Here is a 17,543-nt window from a genome sequence, read left to right as displayed (position 1 = left end):
CCAGGATTGGGCAGGTGAATGGTACGGTTACGGTTCAGTCCGCATGCTTTTGCGGATCCACCACATGGGACCGCCCATCCTCATCCAGGATGATTTTGGGCAGGCGAGGACGTTCCAGAGAGAGTTTTTCCGTGGGGGCAATGACCTTGGCCTGACCGGTCACCACCTTTTCGTTATTCTGATTCGTGATCAGGCAGTCGATCAGCACGCGGTTCTTGGGCAGCTTCTCCGCTACCGTCAGGGTGACCGTCAGAATATCACGCAGATGAACCGGTGCCCGGAATTTGAGCTGTTGCTCCAGATAAATGGTTCCGGGGCCGGGGAGGACCGTGGCGAGCGCAGCGGAGATGAGGGCGCCGGAGAGCATCCCGTGGGCGATCCGCTCTCCGAAAGGAGTTGTGGCGGCATAATCCGGATCCAGATGAATGGGATTCACATCACCGGATACGGCAGCGAACAGAACAACTTCGTCTTCCGTCAGGGCACGGGTATAGGTGACTGTATCCCCGACATTGAGTTCGTCGTAGGTGACATTTTCCAGGGCGTCCATCAGCACTCCTCATGTGATCTTGCAAGTGGCCTTGTCTGCCCATTTTAGCATTTTTTCAGGTATTCGCCTTCAGCAGCGCTGTGACCCAGGCATCAATATCGGCGATGACCTGCTCACGTCCCACATCGTTGAGCAGCTCATGCCGTCCTACCGGATAAAGCCGGCAGCGAACCGGTCCGGCAGGCGATTTCCGCAGTGCCCGTTCAAGTGATCGCGGGCCCTTTCCATAGCGACCGACCGGGTCAAGACTGCCCGAGACAATCAGTACCGGCAAACCGGCGGGAAAGTCACGGAAGGCCTGCTTCGCGAACAGGCGGCTCAGTCCGCCAAGGAACTGATACCAGGTTTCATTGGTACAGAGAAAACCGCAGAGCGGATCGGCGATGTAGCGGTCGACTTCGCTGGCATCCCGGGACAGCCAGTCGAAGGCGGTACGTGCGGGCTCAAAGCGCTTGTTGAAGGCGCCGAAGGAAAGCTGATCAATCAGTTTGCTCTTCCCCGGGGGCCCTGGCGCCAGCGCTCGAAAGCGGCAATTTGACGTGCTGCACGCACCCGAAGCGGCGGTTCATGATTGCTGCCGCTGAGAATCAGACCGGCAAGCTGATACGGGTGCTCGAGCAGGCTGGACAGGGTGATGAACGAGCCCATGCTGTGGGCAAACAGAAAATGTGGCAGCTGCGGCCAGCGCTGCAGCGCAAACTGGTGCACGCGCCAGACGTCTTCCGTCACCGCCTGCCAGCCGTTCTGGTCGCCGTAATGACCATAGACGCCACTGGTCGCGGCACGCCCGTGACCCCGGTGATCATGTGCGATCACGATGGCACCCTGTTCGGTCAGGTGCCGGGCAAAGCGGTCGTAGCGTCTTGCGTGCTCGGCCATGCCGTGGGCAATCTGAACCACGAAACGGGCATTTTCCGGATGCTCCGGCTGCCAGGTGTACAGGGGAATGGAGTGTCCGTATAGACCCTGGAGAACGGGGGCTGCAGCGGTCATGGTATCAGGTTCCTGTTGGTAATTTTGTACCATTCTAGGGGTCATCCCGGCAGGGTCAACGCCGACGCTGCGGTTTGAACCGGTCGGGCTTCCGAAATGTGCACTGTCACACAGAATGTAACGGGATGTAACGGATTGCGCCTATAGACTTTTGGCTACATTCCGCAAGGCAAAGCTGGTATCCTTGCCGAAGGGCGGACAACCGGCTGCGGAGTGTACAGCCCTTGCCTTGCCAGAACATCAAGATTGGTTGAATCAAAATAATGACGATTGGACAGGAGAAGTCGTTCATGGGGAATTTCTTTGCGGACAAATACCCGTCCGGCATCCCGGCAGAAGTGGATATCCATCAGTACAGCGACATGGTGGATCTCTTTGAAAAGTCCTGCCGGAAGTTTGCGGACAAGCCCGCGTTTACCGCTGTCGGTGTGACCCTGACCTATGGACAGCTGGACAGGCTGTCCCGGGATTTTGCGGCCTATCTGCAGAACCATACCAACCTCAAACCGGGTGACCGGATTGCCGTTCAGATGCCGAACCTGACCCAATACCCGGTTGTGGTATTCGGGGCCATGCGTGCCGGCATGATTGTGGTGAACACCAACCCGCTGTATACCGCCCGCGAGATGGAACACCAGTTCAATGACTCCGGTGCCAAGGCGCTGGTGGTGCTGGCCAACATGGCCAAGCTGGCGGAGGAAGTGCTGCCGCATACCGGAATCGAACATGTCATCGTGACCGAGATCGCGGACATGCACAAGCCGCTGAAGCGTTTTGTCATGAACAGCGCGGTACGGTACGTGAAGAAAATGGTGCCGGACTACAATATCCCGGGTGCCGTGCCGTTGGTGAAGGCCCTGCTGCGTGGCAGCAAGTCCGAATTCAGGCGCCACCAGCCTCAGCGTGACGACATCGCCGTGCTGCAGTACACGGGGGGCACCACCGGTGTGGCCAAGGGCGCCATGCTGACCCATGGCAACCTGGTTTCCAACGTGCTGCAGGTGAAGCCCTTCCTCATGACCCGTCTTGACGAGGCGTCGGAAACGGTTATTGCTCCGCTGCCGCTGTACCATATCTATTCCTTCACCATGAACTGCGGCATCATGGTGGAAACGGGCAACCATTCTGTGCTGATTCCCAATCCGCGGGACATCCCGGGCTTCGTCAAGGAAATGGCCAAGTACAAGTTCACGGCGTTGCTGGGCATCAACACGCTGTTTGTGGCGCTGTGCAACAACGAAGACTTCCAGGATCTGGATTTCAGCCATCTCAAGATCACCGCTTCCGGTGGTATGGCACTGACGACCGCAACGGCCCAGATGTGGAAGAAAGTCACCGGCTGCGACATTGCCGAAGGCTACGGCATGACGGAAACCTCGCCGGTGATTTCCCTCAACCCCCTCAATGCCATCCAGCTCGGAACCATTGGCCTGCCGGTACCCAATACGGACATCCGCATTCTTGATGATGAGGGCAAGGAGCAGCCCATCGGCGAGCCCGGTGAACTCTGTGTCATGGGGCCCCAGGTCATGAAGGGTTACTGGCAGCGTCCGGATGAGACCGCCAAGACCATGACCGAAGACGGCTGGCTGAAGACCGGTGACATTGCCCTGATCCAGGAAGATGGCTATATGCGGATTGTTGACCGGAAGAAGGACATGATTATCGTCTCCGGCTTCAATGTGTACCCCAATGAAGTGGAAGATGTGGTCATGTCCCATCCGGATGTGGTGGAGTGTGCCGCGATCGGCGTGCCGGATCTCAAGAGCGGTGAGGCGGTGAAGGTCTTTGCCGTGAAATCCAATCCTGCCCTGACCGAGCAGGCGCTGCGTGATTTCTGTCGTGAGCGGCTGACGGCCTACAAGGTGCCCAAGACCATCGAGTTCCGGGATGAACTGCCCAAGACCAATGTGGGCAAGATCCTGCGCCGCGCGCTCAGGGATGAAGAGCTGAAAAAGCAGTCCTGAGGGCTGAGTCAGCACTGTACGAAACGGGCCCGGTCGGGCCCGTTTTGCGTGATGACAAGGATGTAACCCGATTTTAAGTTGAAAACGGATGCGGGAGCCCCAACACTTGGGTCTGACCAAGACAGTCCCGAGTCAACTTGCACAGGAGAACACGCATGAAAAAACTGGCATCACTGGTTCTGGCCGCGGGCGTGGCGCTTTCCCCGCTGGTCGCTTCCAATGTGCAGGCGGGCGCACTGCCCACAGCAGTTTATGAAAATGAAAACGGCCCGACGCTGGCGCCTTTGCTGGAACAGGTCAGTGATGCAGTGGTCAACATCGCCGTGAAGGGGACGCAGCAGGTACGCAGCCCCCTGTTTGACGATCCGTTCTTTCGCCGCTTTTTCAACATTCCCGACAATCAGGGTTTTCAGGAGCGCAAGATTCAGGCCGCGGGTTCGGGCGTGATCATTGACGCCGAAAAGGGCATCGTCATCACCAATCACCACGTGGTCAAGGATGCGGATGAAATCAAGGTTTCCCTCAACGACGGCCGGGTATTTGAAGCCAAGCTGCTCGGTGAGGACCCGGACGTGGATATTGCCGTACTGAAGATTGACGCCAAAAACCTTCGTGAGCTGCCGGTGGCCGACAGTGACAAGGTGCATGTGGGGGACTATGTGGTGGCCATCGGCAACCCGTTCGGCCTCAACCACACCGTGACGACCGGTATTGTCAGCGCGCTGGGTCGGAGTGGCCTGGGCATCGAGGGCTACGAGAACTTCATCCAGACGGATGCCTCCATCAATCCCGGCAACTCAGGGGGTGCCCTGATCAACATGAAGGGCAAGCTGATTGGCATCAATACGGCCATTCTGGCACCGTCCGGCGGTAACGTGGGGATCGGATTCGCCATTCCTTCCAACATGGTGAAGGCCACCGTGAGCCAGATTCTGGAGTATGGCGAAGTCAAGCGTGCTGTGCTCGGTGTGATGATTCAGGATCTCAATCCTGACCTGGCTGAGGCCTTTGGTCTGGACAATGGCCAGAAGGGCGTGGTGGTCAGTGACGTGGCGAAAGGTTCCGCAGCAGACAAGGCCGGTCTCAAGCGCGGCGACGTGATCCTTGAGCTCGACGGCAAGCCGGTGAAGAGCAGTGGCCAGTTGCGGGCAAAAATCGGCCTGAAGCGTGCCGGTACCAAAGTCACCCTCAAGATCCTGCGTGATGGTGAAATCAAGACCGTCAAGGCAACGCTGGGAGGCAAGGATGGCGAGGTGGCCAGCACTGATGAAGGTGGCAGCTGGTTCAGCAAGTGGCTGGATGGTGTGAAGACCGATGCCCTCAAGGGGGTGAAGCTGGAGGACAGCGATGATCCCGAGGGGGTACGTGTGGTCAATATCAAGCCCGACAGCAAGGCTGCCCGGGCAGGCCTGCGCCCGGGTGACGTGATCGTCGAGGTGAACCGGGAGCGTGTCCGTGGCACCAAGGATCTGAAGAAGGCACTGAAAAAGTCGGATGACAAGACACTGCTGCTGGTTGTCCGGGATGGCGGATCCTTCTATCTGGTCATTCGCTAACCGCCGGGACGGGGCTTCGGGTCGGCTGCGTACCGGCCCGGATGATTCCGGTACACGGATCTGATAGAGTGGGGCGCGGCTGAGGTCGCGCCTTTTTCATGGGAGGTACAACAGGTGGATATTGGTGATTTGCGCCGCGAGTACATGAGTCGCGGGCTGGATCGGGAGGATCTGAATGATGATCCGATCCTGCAGTTTGAAAGCTGGTTCAGAGAGGCCATGGATTCCGGCATGGATGACCCGAATGCCATGAGTCTGGCGACCTGCGGGGCGGATGGTCAGCCCAGTGTGCGGACGGTGCTGCTGAAGTTTTTTGATGCCCGGGGGTTCGTCTTCTACACCAACTACGAGTCCAGAAAGGCCAGACAGCTTGACGAGAACCCGAGGGCGGCGTTGCTGTTCCCCTGGCTGCCACTGAATCGGCAGGTCAAGATCGAGGGCGAGGTGGAAAAGGTCAGTTCCTCCGAGTCCCTGCGTTATTTTTCATCACGCCCGCGCGGCAGTCAGCTGGGTGCATGGGTGAGTCAGCAGAGCCATGTCATTTCCAGTCGACAGTTTCTGGAAATGAAGCTGGATGAGATGCGGCGCAAGTTCGGAGAGGGCAAAATCCCCCTCCCGTCATTCTGGGGTGGCTATCGGGTCAAGCCGACCCTGATCGAGTTCTGGCAGGGACGTGAAAGCCGGCTGCACGACCGTTTTCAGTATCGTCTGGAAGGTGGTCAGTGGGTGATTGAGCGTCTGGCTCCCTGAGGGAAGCCAGACGTCCGGATCAGTCGTCCTCCCAGTCCCGGCCGACACCCGGAATGATGACGGTATCATCATCAAACACGCCCTTGTCGATTTCCGTATGGCAGGCGTTACAGTTGGACAGGCTGCCCACTTTCGGATTGCCCTTGATATATTTTTCCGGTATCTCGCCGTGTTTGCGGCGGATATAGCGGGTCTCCGTGATGCGCAACGGCGTTTCGTCGTCACGGATGGAAGCCATGATCTTGCGCGAGCGCTTGTACAGGGACTGATCCGCCGCATGCGTGGTGGCGTATTCCGTCAGCACCTTCAGAGTATCCTCATCCAGCTCTGCGTTCTCTCCGAAGTGATCAGCGAGTGCCTTGGGGGCGAGGAGCGCTTTCCATGAGCGGGCGGGTAACAGTCCGGGCGGGTAGGCCACGTGGCAGGCACCACATTCCTCAGCCCAGGTATCGTTGGTGACAGGTTCCACACCCTTTTTGCGGTCCACGGAAATCAGCCAGTTGAGGATGTCCGGGCTGTCCGCACTGGCGGGGACAGAGACGAGCAGGGCCCCGCTGATGGCCAGCGCCGGAAACAGGGTTTTGATACGTACCATTTGCCAAGCCCTTTATTGTTGAGTCAGAAATTCGAGGATGTCGCCCTTTTCCTGGGCGGTACACTCCATGCCAAAAGTCCACTTGCAGTTGCGCTTCAGCCATTTGCGCAATTTTTTGGCATCCTGATAGCGTTCAGGGTTGGCTGACAGCGCCATGGGCTCAATGACCTTGCCACTGCGGGCGTGTTTGCCCGGTTGGGTCAGATCCTCGCCATGGCAGGTGGTGCAGCGGCGAATCTGGCCATTTTGGTTTGTGCCATCCTGGTGCCAGATGCGGCTGCCCCGCTCAGCGGAGAAGGGCAGTGTCTGTGCATCCTTTTCCCAATTTTTCTGAAGGGTGGTGACTGCGTCCGGCCTGGCAGCCCAGGTGCTGCCGGCGGCAATCAGTGTCAGCAGAATCAGTGTACGTTTTACCATGTCAGTTTGACTCCTATCGCCATGGCGGCACCGCCGATTGCGCCAAAGCCTGCATGGCCGGAATCCGGGGCTTCCGAGACGGCAATGGCCATGCCCATCAGGCCGGCTCCGGTGAGCAGGGCGTGCAGGTTGTCCGGGTCAGTCAGGGGTTGATCCAGTCCGATATCATCCCAGTGGGCAATGAGGCCGGTGGCAACCGTCGCCGTACCCAGCGCAACCGAGGTCTTGGCCAGGGCTTCATGTGCGCCGTTCTCCGCCTTGGGCGCCAGGATAGTGCCGGCCAGGGCGGCGAGGGTGGCCAGACCCAGATATTTGTGGGTGCTGTTCAGGGTGATCAGGGGTTCCGGGTACTGTTCTTTAAGGGTGCTGGCTTGTACCGGCGCTGCATTCTGGCCGGCACTGGCATAGAGATCACCGGTGTACAGGATCGGTGTCTGCTGATAGCTCCACCAGTTTGCCGGAACAGGGGCCGGTTCTTCCGCATGGCCTGCGGATGACACCAGAACCAGTGCTGCGGCACAGAGGGCGGGCCGCAAGTGTTCAGGATGAGGCATCAGGTTTTCCTCCAACGGAATGTTGATCTGAGTTCTTGTAGCCGTGAATCATGGCGGCGACGAGATTTTCCTTGTGCTGAATGCTGGCCGATATCACGCCCAGGACATGAAGCGCCACCAGTGCCAGTGTCAGGTTGACCAGTATGGCATGGCCCTCTCGGATGAGGTGGACCTGCTCGTCTGACAGGAGAAAGCCCAGCACTGTCAGCGGGCCCTCAAACTCCATGCTGCCCAGCAGCACGATGCCCGTTGCGATGATTCCGGTCAGGCAGAGCAGCAGTGCCACCACCATGGCGGCGCCTGCGGGATTGTGTCCCAGATAGTGGGCGGGACGATTGGCCAGTATGTCACGCAGATAGGCGAGGGTTTCCCCGGGCGTACGCACAAAATTGTTGAAGCGCGCATGTTCGCTGCCGGCAAAGCCCCAGATGATGCGCAGAACAATCAGCGTAGCCAGTGCATAGCCCATGAGCGAATGCACGGCCACCTCGCGCCCTTCACCGGTCAGCCAGAGCGCGGTGAACAGTGCGACGGTCAGCCAGTGGAAGAGACGGACAAACCCGTCCCAGACCTTGATTCGTGCTTGCATCCGAACCTCCTTTGCCGCTAACGTAGCGTCAATCCCTTAAGGTTTTCTTAACCAGGAGTCGGCCATGCGGTATCTCTCGGCATTCAATGTACGGCTGCGTCTTATTCGGGAAAAACACCGGATGACTCCGGAGGATGTGGCGGCACTGGTGGGCGTGGACAGCGGGCTGGTTCACAAGTGGGAGGCCCTGTCGGAGCAGGTGCGCTGCTACCCGAACGTGGATCAGCTCATTGAACTGTGCCTCAAGACCGGCGAATCCCTGAGGGCATTTCTGGACCTGGAACACCTGGACAGCGATCCGGGTGACCAGCTCAGTCTGCCGGGCTTTGATGAGGCGGGGGATGACTTGCTCAGAGCCGTGGGCACCCTCATGGAGCGTGTCGAGAGCAGTTTGCCGGATGCACGGGAACGCAAGATACTCGAGGCGTTCAGACGCTGCGACGGGGACAGGCAGGCTCTGGTATTGGGGATGCTGGGCGTCTCCGGCGACTGAGCGGCAGGAGACGCCGGCAGGTTCAGCCCCTGCCTTGCTTGTAGATGTGTTCGTACACGTAGTTGGTGGCTTCCACGAAGCCTTCCACGCTGCCGCAGTCAAAGCGTCGGCCGCGGAACTTGTAGGCCAGCACGCAGCCGTCCTGAGCCTGCTTCTGCAGGGCATCGGTCAGCTGAATTTCACCGTTGGCACCGGGTTCGGTGTTTTCCAGCAGGTCAAAGATGTCTGGCGTCAGGATGTAGCGCCCGATCACGGCCAGGTTGCTGGGCGCCTCTTCCTTCTTTGGCTTTTCCACCATGTCCGTGACCCGGTACAGGCCTTCCTTGAGGCATTCACCGGCAATGACGCCGTACTTGTGGACTTCATCTTCCGGCACTTCCTGAATGGCGACAATGGTGCAGCGAAACTGCCTGTAGAGCTTGACCATCTGAGCCAGGACGGTGTCGTCTCCCGGCTCGGTGATGCACAGGTCATCCGCCAGAATGACGGCAAAGGGATTGTCACCAATCAGCGGCTTGCCGGAGAGTACGGCATGTCCCAGCCCCTTCATTTCCCGCTGGCGGGTGAAGGCAAAGCAGTTTTCCGGGCTGAGCAGGCGGCGGATGGAGTCCAGCAGCGGCTCCTTGCCGGAGCCTTTGATCTGATGCTCCAGTTCATAGGAGATGTCGAAATGGTCGGCGATGGCACGCTTGCCGCGTCCGGTCACGAAGTTGAAGGTATGAATGCCGGCGGCTTCGGCTTCTTCGACACCGTACTGAACCAGCGGCTTGTTGACCACCGGCAGCATTTCCTTGGGCATGGCCTTGGTGGCCGGCAGGAACCGGGTGCCGTAGCCGGCGACGGGGAACAGACATTTTTCGATCATGATCGCTTCCTTGAAGACCCTGTACAGTATGCGGAATGGGGCGAAGGATAGCATATCGGAGACGGCTCTGGCACCGGGGTCCTTGTCTCCGTGTCAGAGCCGATCGGTCAGAACGTGATCTGGCCGGCAGTCTTGCTGCACTTGCGCTGGAAGGTGACGAGAGGTGATTTGAGAGTATGGGTCTGGCCATTGCTGCCTTTCCAGCTGAGGGCCAGGCGCGCCTCGCTGGTTTTCCACACGCCCTTGGGGGCAATCCATTTGGAGTATATTACCGAGGTGGCCGTACCCTTGCCCTGGGTGCTCCATTTGAAATCGCCCGGATCCCTGACCATTTTCCCCGATGCCGGATGCAGATATTCCACCCATGCCGATCCCGAGATGGCTGCATCGGTTTCAATGGTGGCCACATATTCCACGTTTGCCGGACAGCTCATAACCTGCTTGGGTACTTTCACCTTGAACTGCTTGATGCGTACGCTGCCGGCGTCAATGACCTCCGGATGCCGTATGGTGACCTGATACTGACTGCCGTTGTCCCTGATGGCGATAATCTCCCAGGGCTTGGGTTCATAACCGCCGAATCTCAGTTTCAGCAGCGGTGACAGGCTGGCCTGTATCTGCGGTCGGATGTTGGCGGCAACCTGCTTGCGGAGTTTGTCCCGCATCAGCTCGTTTCGGACCGTCTTCTCCAGCTGTGATTTCAGTTCCTTGTAAATCTTGCCTTCGATCTTGTCACAGATCTTTTTCACGGCCTGACAGAGCTTGTTGGGGATCTTCAGGCTGGCGGAAAAGTCCACGTCACCCACCAGAAAACCCACGCTGTTATTCAGGGGAACCGGCTGGATGTCCACGCTGAGGCGGGCATTGTCCACATGGATATCCCGTTCCATTTTGAGCTTGCATTCCTTGCCGTTGCGCAGGCATTTGCCCTTGATTTCTTCGCCCTGGCTTTCGAAGGTGATGAGGAAACGAAGCCCCTGGCCCTGCGCCGTGACCGAAACACTCTGACTGCGTAGGTCGTCCACGTAGTGCTTCCATTGACGCCATTTGGTGATCCGGGTGACCTGTTCTGCAATGTTGAAGTGACGGGTTTCTCCGTCCGGCAGACGGATGTAGCTGTTCTGCTCCAGCCACGAGTTGCCGTGTTTGGCGCCGTAATTGTCGATGAGCACTTCAGTCTTGCTGAAGGATTGGTTCAGCACATTGGCAACCAGGGTCTTGGGCAGTGACAAGGTGGTTTCCGCACCGCTGGCATGCAGTGCAGCGGTCATGAGTGTCAGTGCCGTGAGTCGGGTGAGGATGTTCATGGCTGTTCTCCTTTCCTGTGATGTCATGCCTTCCTCTGGCGTTGGCCCATCGGTACGGTCTTCCCTGTTCACTGGTAAGGCGAACGGTTTGGAGAAAGGGTTCAATTCAATCCATTGGGCCGGCGTTACAAAACAATCGCCCCGGACACGGTCAAAGAGCGTACGATGGGGAAACCGGATCCTGTTGAGCAGGTATCCGGATCGCGTTTTCATTTGATGGAGAATGACATGACGTCCGATTCCAGACAGAAATTCCTGACCATGGCGCTTTATGCCATCGGTGCTTTCTTTATCGTCGGTGTGCCGGCAATGATGATGGTCGTCTGGCCGTCCGGCTGGAGCTGGTCACCGGCTCAACCCGAATACGAACAAATGATCATGGGCATGTACATGACCCTGGGGGTCTTTCTGGTCCGTGCAGCCCGAAACCCGCTGGCCCACGCCAGCCTCATCTGGTTCGCCATCTGGTCCAGTATCGTGCACGGTGGCATCATGCTGATTCAGGCGATGCTGGATGTGACGGAACGTGCGAATCTGCTGGGGGATATTCCCGCCCTTTTCGCGGTGGCAGGCGTGCTCTGGTATCTGATGCCCGGAGAAGAAAAGGCCGTGAGTAACGGAGAAGGGGCTCTCAAGCTCAGGGTCAGCTGATGACCGGCTGCATGCCGGGAGAGCAAAGGAAAGGACCCCGGTCATCCGGGCCGGGGTCCGGGGGCGTCAGCCGCACTTGCTGTCGCCGCAGTTGAGGCAAGTCATACAGCCGTCCATGACGATGACGGCCTTGGTATTGCACTTCTTGCACAGGGTGGCACCTTCGGGGAATGCCGTTTCGCCCTTGTGCTTGCCCGAAGACTTCTGGCGTGCTTCGAACTCGGCCTTTTTCTTGGCCAGAATTCGCTTCTGCACGTCCGTCATGTCTTCCGACTTGATGAGGCCGATGGCCTTCATGTGCTTCTCGATGACCGCACCGATTTCGGCCACCAGAGAGGGCATGAAGACGCCGCCTTTCTTGTAGTAGCCGCCATTGGGATCATGGACCGAACTCAGCTCTTCCACCAGGAAGGTAATGTCCCCTCCCTTGCGGAACACGGCCGAGATGACGCGTGTCAGTGCCGTGACCCACTGGAAATGTTCCATCGCCTTGGAGTTGATGAAAATCTCGTAGGGCCGGCGTGATTCGTGGTCGGTGCCTTCATTCAGGACAATGTCGTTGATGGTGATGTAAAACGCATGGTCGAGAATGGGCGGCTTGATCTTGTAGGTGGTGCCCAGCAGGAAATCGGGCCGGGCAATGCTTTCGTTCATTTCCACGGGCTTTTCGACCGGCGCAGGTTCCTGCGCCGGTGCCGGGGCGTTCTGATCCGGCTTGCTCACCACCCGGTAATCTACAATTTTCTTGTCAATCTTGACTGCCATGTGTGTGTCCTCAAATCGTGATCAGAACTTGCCGTAGGTGCCTTCTTTCAGGGCATCGAACAGGTTGGCGGCGGTATGAATCTCGCCGTCGTACTCCACTTCCTCATTGCCGCGGAGCCTGACCTTGGTACCGTCTTCCAGAGTGAATTCATAGATGGTGTTCTCCAGGTCCGACTCCTTGACCAGTACGCCCTGGAAGGCCTCCGGATTGAAACGGAAAGTGGTGCAGCCCTTGAGACCCTTTTCGTAGGCGTACATGTAGATGTCCTTGAAGTCTTCGTACGGGAAGTCTGTCGGGACGTTGGCGGTCTTGGAAATGGAGGAGTCCACCCATTTCTGGGCGGCAGCCTGGATGTCCACATGCTGCCTGGGCGTCACCTGATCTGCGGCAACAAAGTAGTCCGGCAACTGCGCCTCCGGATCATCGCTGTACGGCATGGCCTTTGGGTTGACCAGGGTACGGTAGGCCAGCAGCTCGTAGGAGAACACATCCACCTTTTCCTTGGTCTTGCGGCCTTCACGGATGACGTTGCGCGCATAGTGGTGTGCAAAGCTGGGCTCGATGCCGTTGCTGGCATTGTTGGCCAGCGACAGGGAAATGGTTCCCGTCGGTGCAATGGATGTGTGATGGGTATAGCGCGCACCTTCTTCAGCCAGGGCTTCCACCAGTTCCGGCTCCACTTCGGCAATGCGCTGCATGTAGCGGCTGTATTTTGCATGAAGGATGCGACCCTTGACCTTGTCGCCCACCTTGTAGCCATCCCGGGCCAGTTCGGGACGCTTGCGCATCATCTCTTCGGTGATGACGAACTCGTCGTTCATGATGGGGGCCGGCCCCTTCTCGCGGCTCAGTTCCAGAGCCTGGCGCCAGCCTTCCAGTGCCATGTCCTTGCAGACTTCCTCGGTGAAGCGGATGGAGTCTTCGGAACCGTAGGGCATGCGCAGCATGGTGAGCGTGGAGCCCAGGCCCAGGATCCCCATGCCGTGGCGGCGCTTGTAGAGGATTTCATGGCGCTGGCCTTCCAGCGGCAGGCCGTTGAGCTCCACCACGTTGTCCAGCATGCGCGAGAAGATGGCGACCACCTTGCGGTATTTTTCCGTGTTGAAGCGTGCCCGCTCGGTGAAGGGGTGCTCGACAAACCTGGTCAGGTTGACCGAACCCAGCAGGCAGCTGCCATAGGGCGGCAGCGGCTGCTCGCCACAGGGGTTGGTTGCCCGGATGTTTTCACAGAACCAGTTGTTGTTCATCTCATTGACCTTGTCGATCAGGATGAAGCCCGGTTCCGCAAAGTCATAGGTGGAGGTCATGATGGCATCCCAGATGGAGCGGGCCTTGGCCACCTTGTAGATGCGGCAGGCGACCCGGCCCTCGCTGTCCTGGACATAGCCTTCCTTCACCGGGAAGTCACGGAAGACGAACTTGCTGCGATCGGACAGATCCAGGCCTTCGTCTTCCACCTCTTTCCGGGTCACGGGGAAAGAGAGTGGCCAGTCGGCATCCGCCTTGACGGCCTCGATGAAATCCTCGGTGATGAGCAGCGAGAGGTTGAACTGGCGCAGGCGACCATTTTCGCGCTTGGCCCGGATGAACTCGAAAACATCCGGGTGATGCACGTCGAAGGTGGCCATCTGGGCACCCCGGCGTCCGCCTGCCGAGGATACGGTGAAGCACATGCGGTCGAAGATGTCCATGAAGGACAGGGGGCCGGACGTGGTGGCACCGGCACCGGCCACATAGGCGCCTTTCGGACGCAGGGTGGAGAATTCGTAACCGATCCCACACCCGGCCTTGAGGGTCAGGCCGGCTTCGTGGTTCTTGATCAGGATGTCGTCCATTGAATCATGGATGGTACCGGACACCGTACAGTTGATGGTGGATGTGGCGGGCTTGTGCGCTTCCGCGCCGGCATTGGAGGTGATCCGGCCCGCCGGAATGGCGCCGTTTTCCAGTGCCCACAGGAATTCCCGGTACCACTTTTCGCGAACCTTGGGCTTTTCCACGGATGCCAGTGCGCGGGCCACGCGCTCATAGGTATCGGAAATGCTCTTGTCGACGGGTTCCCCGGACTTGGTCTTGAGCTGATACTTGGAGCTCCAGATATCCAGCGATGCCGGTTGCATGGGAATCACGGGCGTAAGCGGCTGAACCTTGGCGTTCATATCGACTTATTCCTTACTGTTCAGTGTCTGGATGGTAAGCAGATGGGCGGATACAACGCGCCCGGACTGGTCGCGGCGGGTCAAACGGGTTTGTGAATTGTTGTTTTCCCGTACAGGCGACCAACACTATATAGTGTGTCTGTGAGCGAGTATACCACTATATTGTGTGTTGTAAATTGTGAGAGGCTTATAAATCGGACGGATGTTATCGCCAAAAACTATTGGACTGAAGGCGCATCAGAAGCTCCGCCGCGAGTCACAAGGCCTTGACGATCTGGTACGAAAGTCTGAATTGTGCGGCAGGTCAAGGTTATAGAGTGTCACGTTTCTCGGAACTGTCATCTGAGGCCATTAAACTGAACATCTGTACTGAAAGGAGAACTGGCAGGATGCTGCAGCAATAAAAACGATGACAAAAACCGGAAGAAAAAGGTGAGGAAATGAAAACGACTCTCTCCCGCAGTCTGTTGGCCGGCGTGGCCCTGGCAGTGATGACTCAGCCTGCTCTGGCCTGGAAACAGAGCACCCACAAGCGCATTGTGGAAGATGCGGTGCGTTACATGAAGGCACATCCCGCCACCACCCAGTACGCCAAGCTGGCTGCACTGGCAGCCCAGTCCGGCGTGACGGTTGAGCAACTGGGCAGCATCTTGGGGCAGGGTGCCTATGACGTGGATGATTTCGAGGATACCTATCTCTGTGGTGCCATCACCGGTGATTGTCAGATGGCGCCGGTATGGGGGTTGGGGGCTTCCATCGTCAAGTACACCTCCTACTGGCACTTTCAGAACCATACGCATGCCCATGATGTGCATGGCAACGATATCGGCGGCTACGATTACAGCCGACTGACCGTGGCCGGTACCATTGACAACATGGCGGCAGCCTGGCTCTACGGCGACTATCTGGACGATGGCAAGGGTGGTCTGCACGGCTGGTTCTGGCGCGACAACTCCAAGTACAACAGCTATGGCATCACCGAAGCCAACTACCGGCAGGGTTCATACTCTACCAAGTCCATGTACGAGGACTTCGAGAAGATGCCGTTCCAGCCCATCGACAACCTGGGGCAGTACTGGTACAACCGCTTCTGGGCGCAGCCTTCCGTTCAGACTCTGGGCTTTGTTCTGCATACCACGGATCTGCTCCAGCCACACCACACCTGGACGACCTCGGACCATAATCACTCGGGCTGGGAGCAATGGGTGGCGGACTATTATGATCGTGAGCGCCTGAATGATTTCAGTCTGGTCACCGAGGCCATGCGCGACTTCACGCCCGTGCCGGCCAGCAGCCGTGATATCCGTCCCCTGCTGACGGAAGGGGGGGCCTTCTCCTACAGCAATGGTGGCCTGGTATTGTCCAGTACGGATTACAATGACCGGGTGCAGGTGGCACGCATGGTGATTCCGCATGCCATTGCCATGACGGTACATGTGCTGAATCATGCCATGAATCGTTTCTGACCCCACCGGAGTGACCGTCCGGTACGTTGCCGGGCGGTCCGGGAGCCAACGTCATGAAAGCAGTACGTTATTTATGTGTCTGGATGGGGCTGACCTTCGGCCATGCTTGGGCAGACTGCCAGCTTGCACCGGGGGAAATGGCCCGGGTGGATGACTGGTCAGTGCCCGCGAACCTCTTTGAAACGCTCTATGAGCGGTATCACGCCGAGGGCAGTTATGAAGGCTCTCCGGATGCCTTTCTTCAGGAGCTGATCGATAATCATCTGATCGCACGGGCGGAGCAACAAAAGCTGGGCGATCAGGCGTTTCCGCACCGGGATTCCGGGGTCGGCTTCACCACCCGGGCCAATCTGTCGCGCCAGCGTACTGGTCTGATCACCGGTTTGTATGCGCAGCAGCTGGATGCCTGGATGCGCGAGCATTTTCCTGACGGGATCACGTCGGTCATGCATTTCGGCCTGCCGGACAACTGGTCGGCGCGCCTCCGGGCCGAGAAACCGCTGCTGGATGCCGGGTTGTCACCAGAAACGGAGAGATGGGCTTCATCCGTGGAGGTGGCCCGTCTGGCACTTCAGGGCAGGGCATTTTCGCTGAGTCTGTTTGATGTGTGGGACACCCTGAACATTCAGGGGCGGATGGTGCTGCTGGAAGGCGACCGGGCGCTGGTCGAGAACTTCGCGACGCGCTGGGCACTGGAAGTGGTGACCGATGACTGGGCATCCCGCCATCTGCCGGGGCGGGAGTACGTGTTCCTGAGGGATCTGGTCAATGACCGCTATCTGGCCCAGCGTTTCCGGCAGCGTATGGGCTTCCATCTGGGGCTGCATGATGACAATCCGGCCCTGAGCGAGGCGGCCCGACAGGTGTCGGACAAGGATATCCGGGCGTGGTATGACAAGCATGCCGATGAGTTTGATGTAGTGGAGCAGGTGGAGGCGCAGTGGATTCATGCGGATCAGCCCGAGGAGGCCGAAAACCCGGATCAGTTGCCGGCGGATCAGATCCGGACCGGCTGGTTGTCACGGAAGGATGGCTGGCTGGCCACCTTTGCCTTCACCCAGCAGCCTGGTCAGTGGTCGAAGGCAACACGCGACCCTGCCGGTGGCTGGATCCGGATCAGGGTACTGAAGCGTGAAACCCGCCGCCTGCCCCCGGACTCGGAAACGGTCCGCTATGCTGCATCTCAGGCGCTGGCATGGGAGCGCCTCAGGCAGGCGCATGACCAGAAGCTTGACGCCTTGCGTGCTGCCGCGCGTATCTGCAAGGCTGACCCCGGGGCACACACATGAAGCGCATGTTCGGGAGCGCCGTGATCGTCCTTGCTGCCCTGGCCGGCATCGCCTGGTGGCCGGAGGGTGGCCGGCTGGTGGTGGTGGCCGATAGTCCGGAAACGCCCTTGCCTGTGGTTCCGGCGTCGGCAGATCCGCAGCCACCGCAGCCCTTGACCGCGCAGCCCCGAACGGAACCTCGTCCGACCGGCCCCGAGGACGATGGCGCGCAACCGGATACGGTTCTGGATGCGGACGCGGTTGCGGCATTCCGGCAGAGTCTGGCCGAGGGTGACCGGCGTGTACCACCCATCGTGCGCGGACCGGAGGAGCCCCGGCCTGAACCGGAAATCCTGGATCAGCCGGATGCCTATGCGGCCTGGGAGGCGCAGCAGGACCTGGCGCTCAAACAGCGTTTTCTTCAGGCAGCGGTCAGGAAGGTGGCCTTTCTCGAGCAGGAAATTGAACGTGCCAGAGCGCAGGGACTGGATCCGGAAAGCCTGCGCGAAGGCGAGGAGAAAGTCCGGCGGCTGAAGGCCATGATGGCCGAGCTCCGGGCGCAGCACCCGGAGCTGGTGGCTCCGTCAGAGTAACAGC

Annotated in this window: 19 protein-coding genes; 8 read left to right on the top strand and 11 right to left on the bottom strand. The window is 58.8% G+C overall.

Going from position 1 to position 17,543, the window contains the following annotated elements:
* Nucleotides 1-34: 34 nt before the first annotated feature.
* The 3 genes from AAIA72_RS05120 to AAIA72_RS05110 form a co-directional block, all read right to left on the bottom strand.
* Nucleotides 35-550: a MaoC/PaaZ C-terminal domain-containing protein gene (locus tag AAIA72_RS05120; protein WP_369602345.1), complete on the bottom strand. Its 516-nt coding sequence runs from the start codon at nt 548-550 to the stop codon at nt 35-37.
* Nucleotides 551-605: 55 nt separating this feature from the next.
* Nucleotides 606-968: an alpha/beta hydrolase gene (locus AAIA72_RS05115; protein ID WP_369602972.1), complete on the bottom strand. Its 363-nt coding sequence runs from the start codon at nt 966-968 to the stop codon at nt 606-608.
* A gap of 65 nt (nt 969-1,033) precedes the next feature.
* Nucleotides 1,034-1,543, bottom strand: coding sequence for an alpha/beta fold hydrolase (locus AAIA72_RS05110; protein WP_369602344.1), 510 nt, complete (start codon nt 1,541-1,543; stop codon nt 1,034-1,036).
* 290 nt (nt 1,544-1,833) lie between these two features.
* Here AAIA72_RS05110 and AAIA72_RS05105 point away from each other — a divergent pair, with 290 nt between their 5' ends.
* The 3 genes from AAIA72_RS05105 (at nt 1,834) to pdxH (ending at nt 5,816) form a co-directional block, all read left to right on the top strand.
* Nucleotides 1,834-3,510, top strand: coding sequence for an AMP-binding protein (locus tag AAIA72_RS05105; RefSeq protein WP_369602343.1), 1,677 nt, complete (start codon nt 1,834-1,836; stop codon nt 3,508-3,510).
* A 155-nt stretch (nt 3,511-3,665) separates the two neighbouring features.
* A complete protein-coding gene (locus AAIA72_RS05100) occupies nt 3,666-5,066 on the top strand; it encodes a DegQ family serine endoprotease (RefSeq protein WP_369602342.1) in 1,401 nt (466 codons plus the stop codon).
* Nucleotides 5,067-5,180: 114 nt separating this feature from the next.
* Nucleotides 5,181-5,816 carry a pyridoxamine 5'-phosphate oxidase gene (pdxH, locus tag AAIA72_RS05095; RefSeq protein WP_369602341.1) on the top strand — a complete coding sequence of 212 codons (636 nt, stop codon included), beginning with the start codon at nt 5,181-5,183 and terminating at the stop codon, nt 5,814-5,816.
* Nucleotides 5,817-5,835: 19 nt separating this feature from the next.
* Here pdxH and AAIA72_RS05090 read toward each other — a convergent pair whose 3' ends face one another.
* Genes AAIA72_RS05090 through AAIA72_RS05075 form a run of 4 tightly spaced genes read right to left on the bottom strand, consistent with a single transcriptional unit; the run spans nt 5,836 to nt 7,971 of the window.
* Nucleotides 5,836-6,411, bottom strand: coding sequence for a diheme cytochrome c (locus AAIA72_RS05090; protein WP_369602340.1), 576 nt, complete (start codon nt 6,409-6,411; stop codon nt 5,836-5,838).
* A 12-nt stretch (nt 6,412-6,423) separates the two neighbouring features.
* Entirely contained in the window at nt 6,424-6,828 is a 405-nt protein-coding gene (locus AAIA72_RS05085) for a DUF1924 domain-containing protein (protein ID WP_369602339.1), read from the bottom strand.
* A complete protein-coding gene (locus AAIA72_RS05080; protein ID WP_369602338.1) occupies nt 6,822-7,382 on the bottom strand; it encodes a hypothetical protein in 561 nt (186 codons plus the stop codon). Before AAIA72_RS05080 ends, AAIA72_RS05085 begins: the two co-directional genes overlap by 7 nt.
* Nucleotides 7,369-7,971: a cytochrome b/b6 domain-containing protein gene (locus AAIA72_RS05075; protein WP_369602337.1), complete on the bottom strand. Its 603-nt coding sequence runs from the start codon at nt 7,969-7,971 to the stop codon at nt 7,369-7,371. Before AAIA72_RS05075 ends, AAIA72_RS05080 begins: the two co-directional genes overlap by 14 nt.
* A 64-nt stretch (nt 7,972-8,035) precedes the next feature.
* Here AAIA72_RS05075 and AAIA72_RS05070 point away from each other — a divergent pair, with 64 nt between their 5' ends.
* Nucleotides 8,036-8,464, top strand: coding sequence for an XRE family transcriptional regulator (locus tag AAIA72_RS05070; RefSeq protein ID WP_369602336.1), 429 nt, complete (start codon nt 8,036-8,038; stop codon nt 8,462-8,464).
* Nucleotides 8,465-8,486: 22 nt separating this feature from the next.
* On the opposite strand, the gene galU is transcribed toward AAIA72_RS05070, so the two are convergent.
* Both galU and AAIA72_RS05060 read right to left on the bottom strand, forming a co-directional pair.
* Complete coding sequence (gene galU / locus AAIA72_RS05065; protein WP_369602335.1) at nt 8,487-9,329, bottom strand: UTP--glucose-1-phosphate uridylyltransferase GalU; 843 nt, start codon at nt 9,327-9,329, stop codon at nt 8,487-8,489.
* 107 nt (nt 9,330-9,436) lie between these two features.
* Entirely contained in the window at nt 9,437-10,636 is a 1,200-nt protein-coding gene (locus AAIA72_RS05060) for a hypothetical protein (RefSeq protein ID WP_369602334.1), read from the bottom strand.
* A 228-nt stretch (nt 10,637-10,864) separates the two neighbouring features.
* On the opposite strand from AAIA72_RS05060, the gene AAIA72_RS05055 reads away from it, so the two are divergent.
* A complete protein-coding gene (locus AAIA72_RS05055) occupies nt 10,865-11,287 on the top strand; it encodes a DUF6632 domain-containing protein (RefSeq protein ID WP_369602333.1) in 423 nt (140 codons plus the stop codon).
* A 66-nt stretch (nt 11,288-11,353) separates the two neighbouring features.
* Here the strand turns inward: AAIA72_RS05055 and AAIA72_RS05050 are convergent, their stop codons facing one another.
* Together AAIA72_RS05050 and AAIA72_RS05045 are read right to left on the bottom strand one after the other, a co-directional pair.
* Nucleotides 11,354-12,052: an NrdJb gene (locus AAIA72_RS05050; protein WP_369602332.1), complete on the bottom strand. Its 699-nt coding sequence runs from the start codon at nt 12,050-12,052 to the stop codon at nt 11,354-11,356.
* 21 nt (nt 12,053-12,073) lie between these two features.
* Nucleotides 12,074-14,212: an adenosylcobalamin-dependent ribonucleoside-diphosphate reductase gene (locus tag AAIA72_RS05045; RefSeq protein WP_369602331.1), complete on the bottom strand. Its 2,139-nt coding sequence runs from the start codon at nt 14,210-14,212 to the stop codon at nt 12,074-12,076.
* A 440-nt stretch (nt 14,213-14,652) separates the two neighbouring features.
* On the opposite strand from AAIA72_RS05045, the gene AAIA72_RS05040 reads away from it, so the two are divergent.
* Genes AAIA72_RS05040 through AAIA72_RS05030 form a run of 3 tightly spaced genes read left to right on the top strand, consistent with a single transcriptional unit; the run spans nt 14,653 to nt 17,539 of the window.
* Nucleotides 14,653-15,678, top strand: coding sequence for a phospholipase (locus tag AAIA72_RS05040; RefSeq protein ID WP_369602330.1), 1,026 nt, complete (start codon nt 14,653-14,655; stop codon nt 15,676-15,678).
* A 53-nt stretch (nt 15,679-15,731) separates the two neighbouring features.
* Nucleotides 15,732-16,967 carry a hypothetical protein gene (locus AAIA72_RS05035; protein WP_369602329.1) on the top strand — a complete coding sequence of 412 codons (1,236 nt, stop codon included), beginning with the start codon at nt 15,732-15,734 and terminating at the stop codon, nt 16,965-16,967.
* Complete coding sequence (locus AAIA72_RS05030) at nt 16,964-17,539, top strand: hypothetical protein (protein ID WP_369602328.1); 576 nt, start codon at nt 16,964-16,966, stop codon at nt 17,537-17,539. The genes AAIA72_RS05035 and AAIA72_RS05030 overlap by 4 nt, the downstream gene beginning before the upstream one ends.
* Nucleotides 17,540-17,543: the final 4 nt, after the last annotated feature.

Source organism: Thermohahella caldifontis (assembly GCF_041153465.1).
Classification (GTDB): domain Bacteria; phylum Pseudomonadota; class Gammaproteobacteria; order Pseudomonadales; family Oleiphilaceae; genus Thermohahella; species Thermohahella caldifontis.
This window is presented reverse-complemented; position numbering and strand designations above follow the sequence as displayed.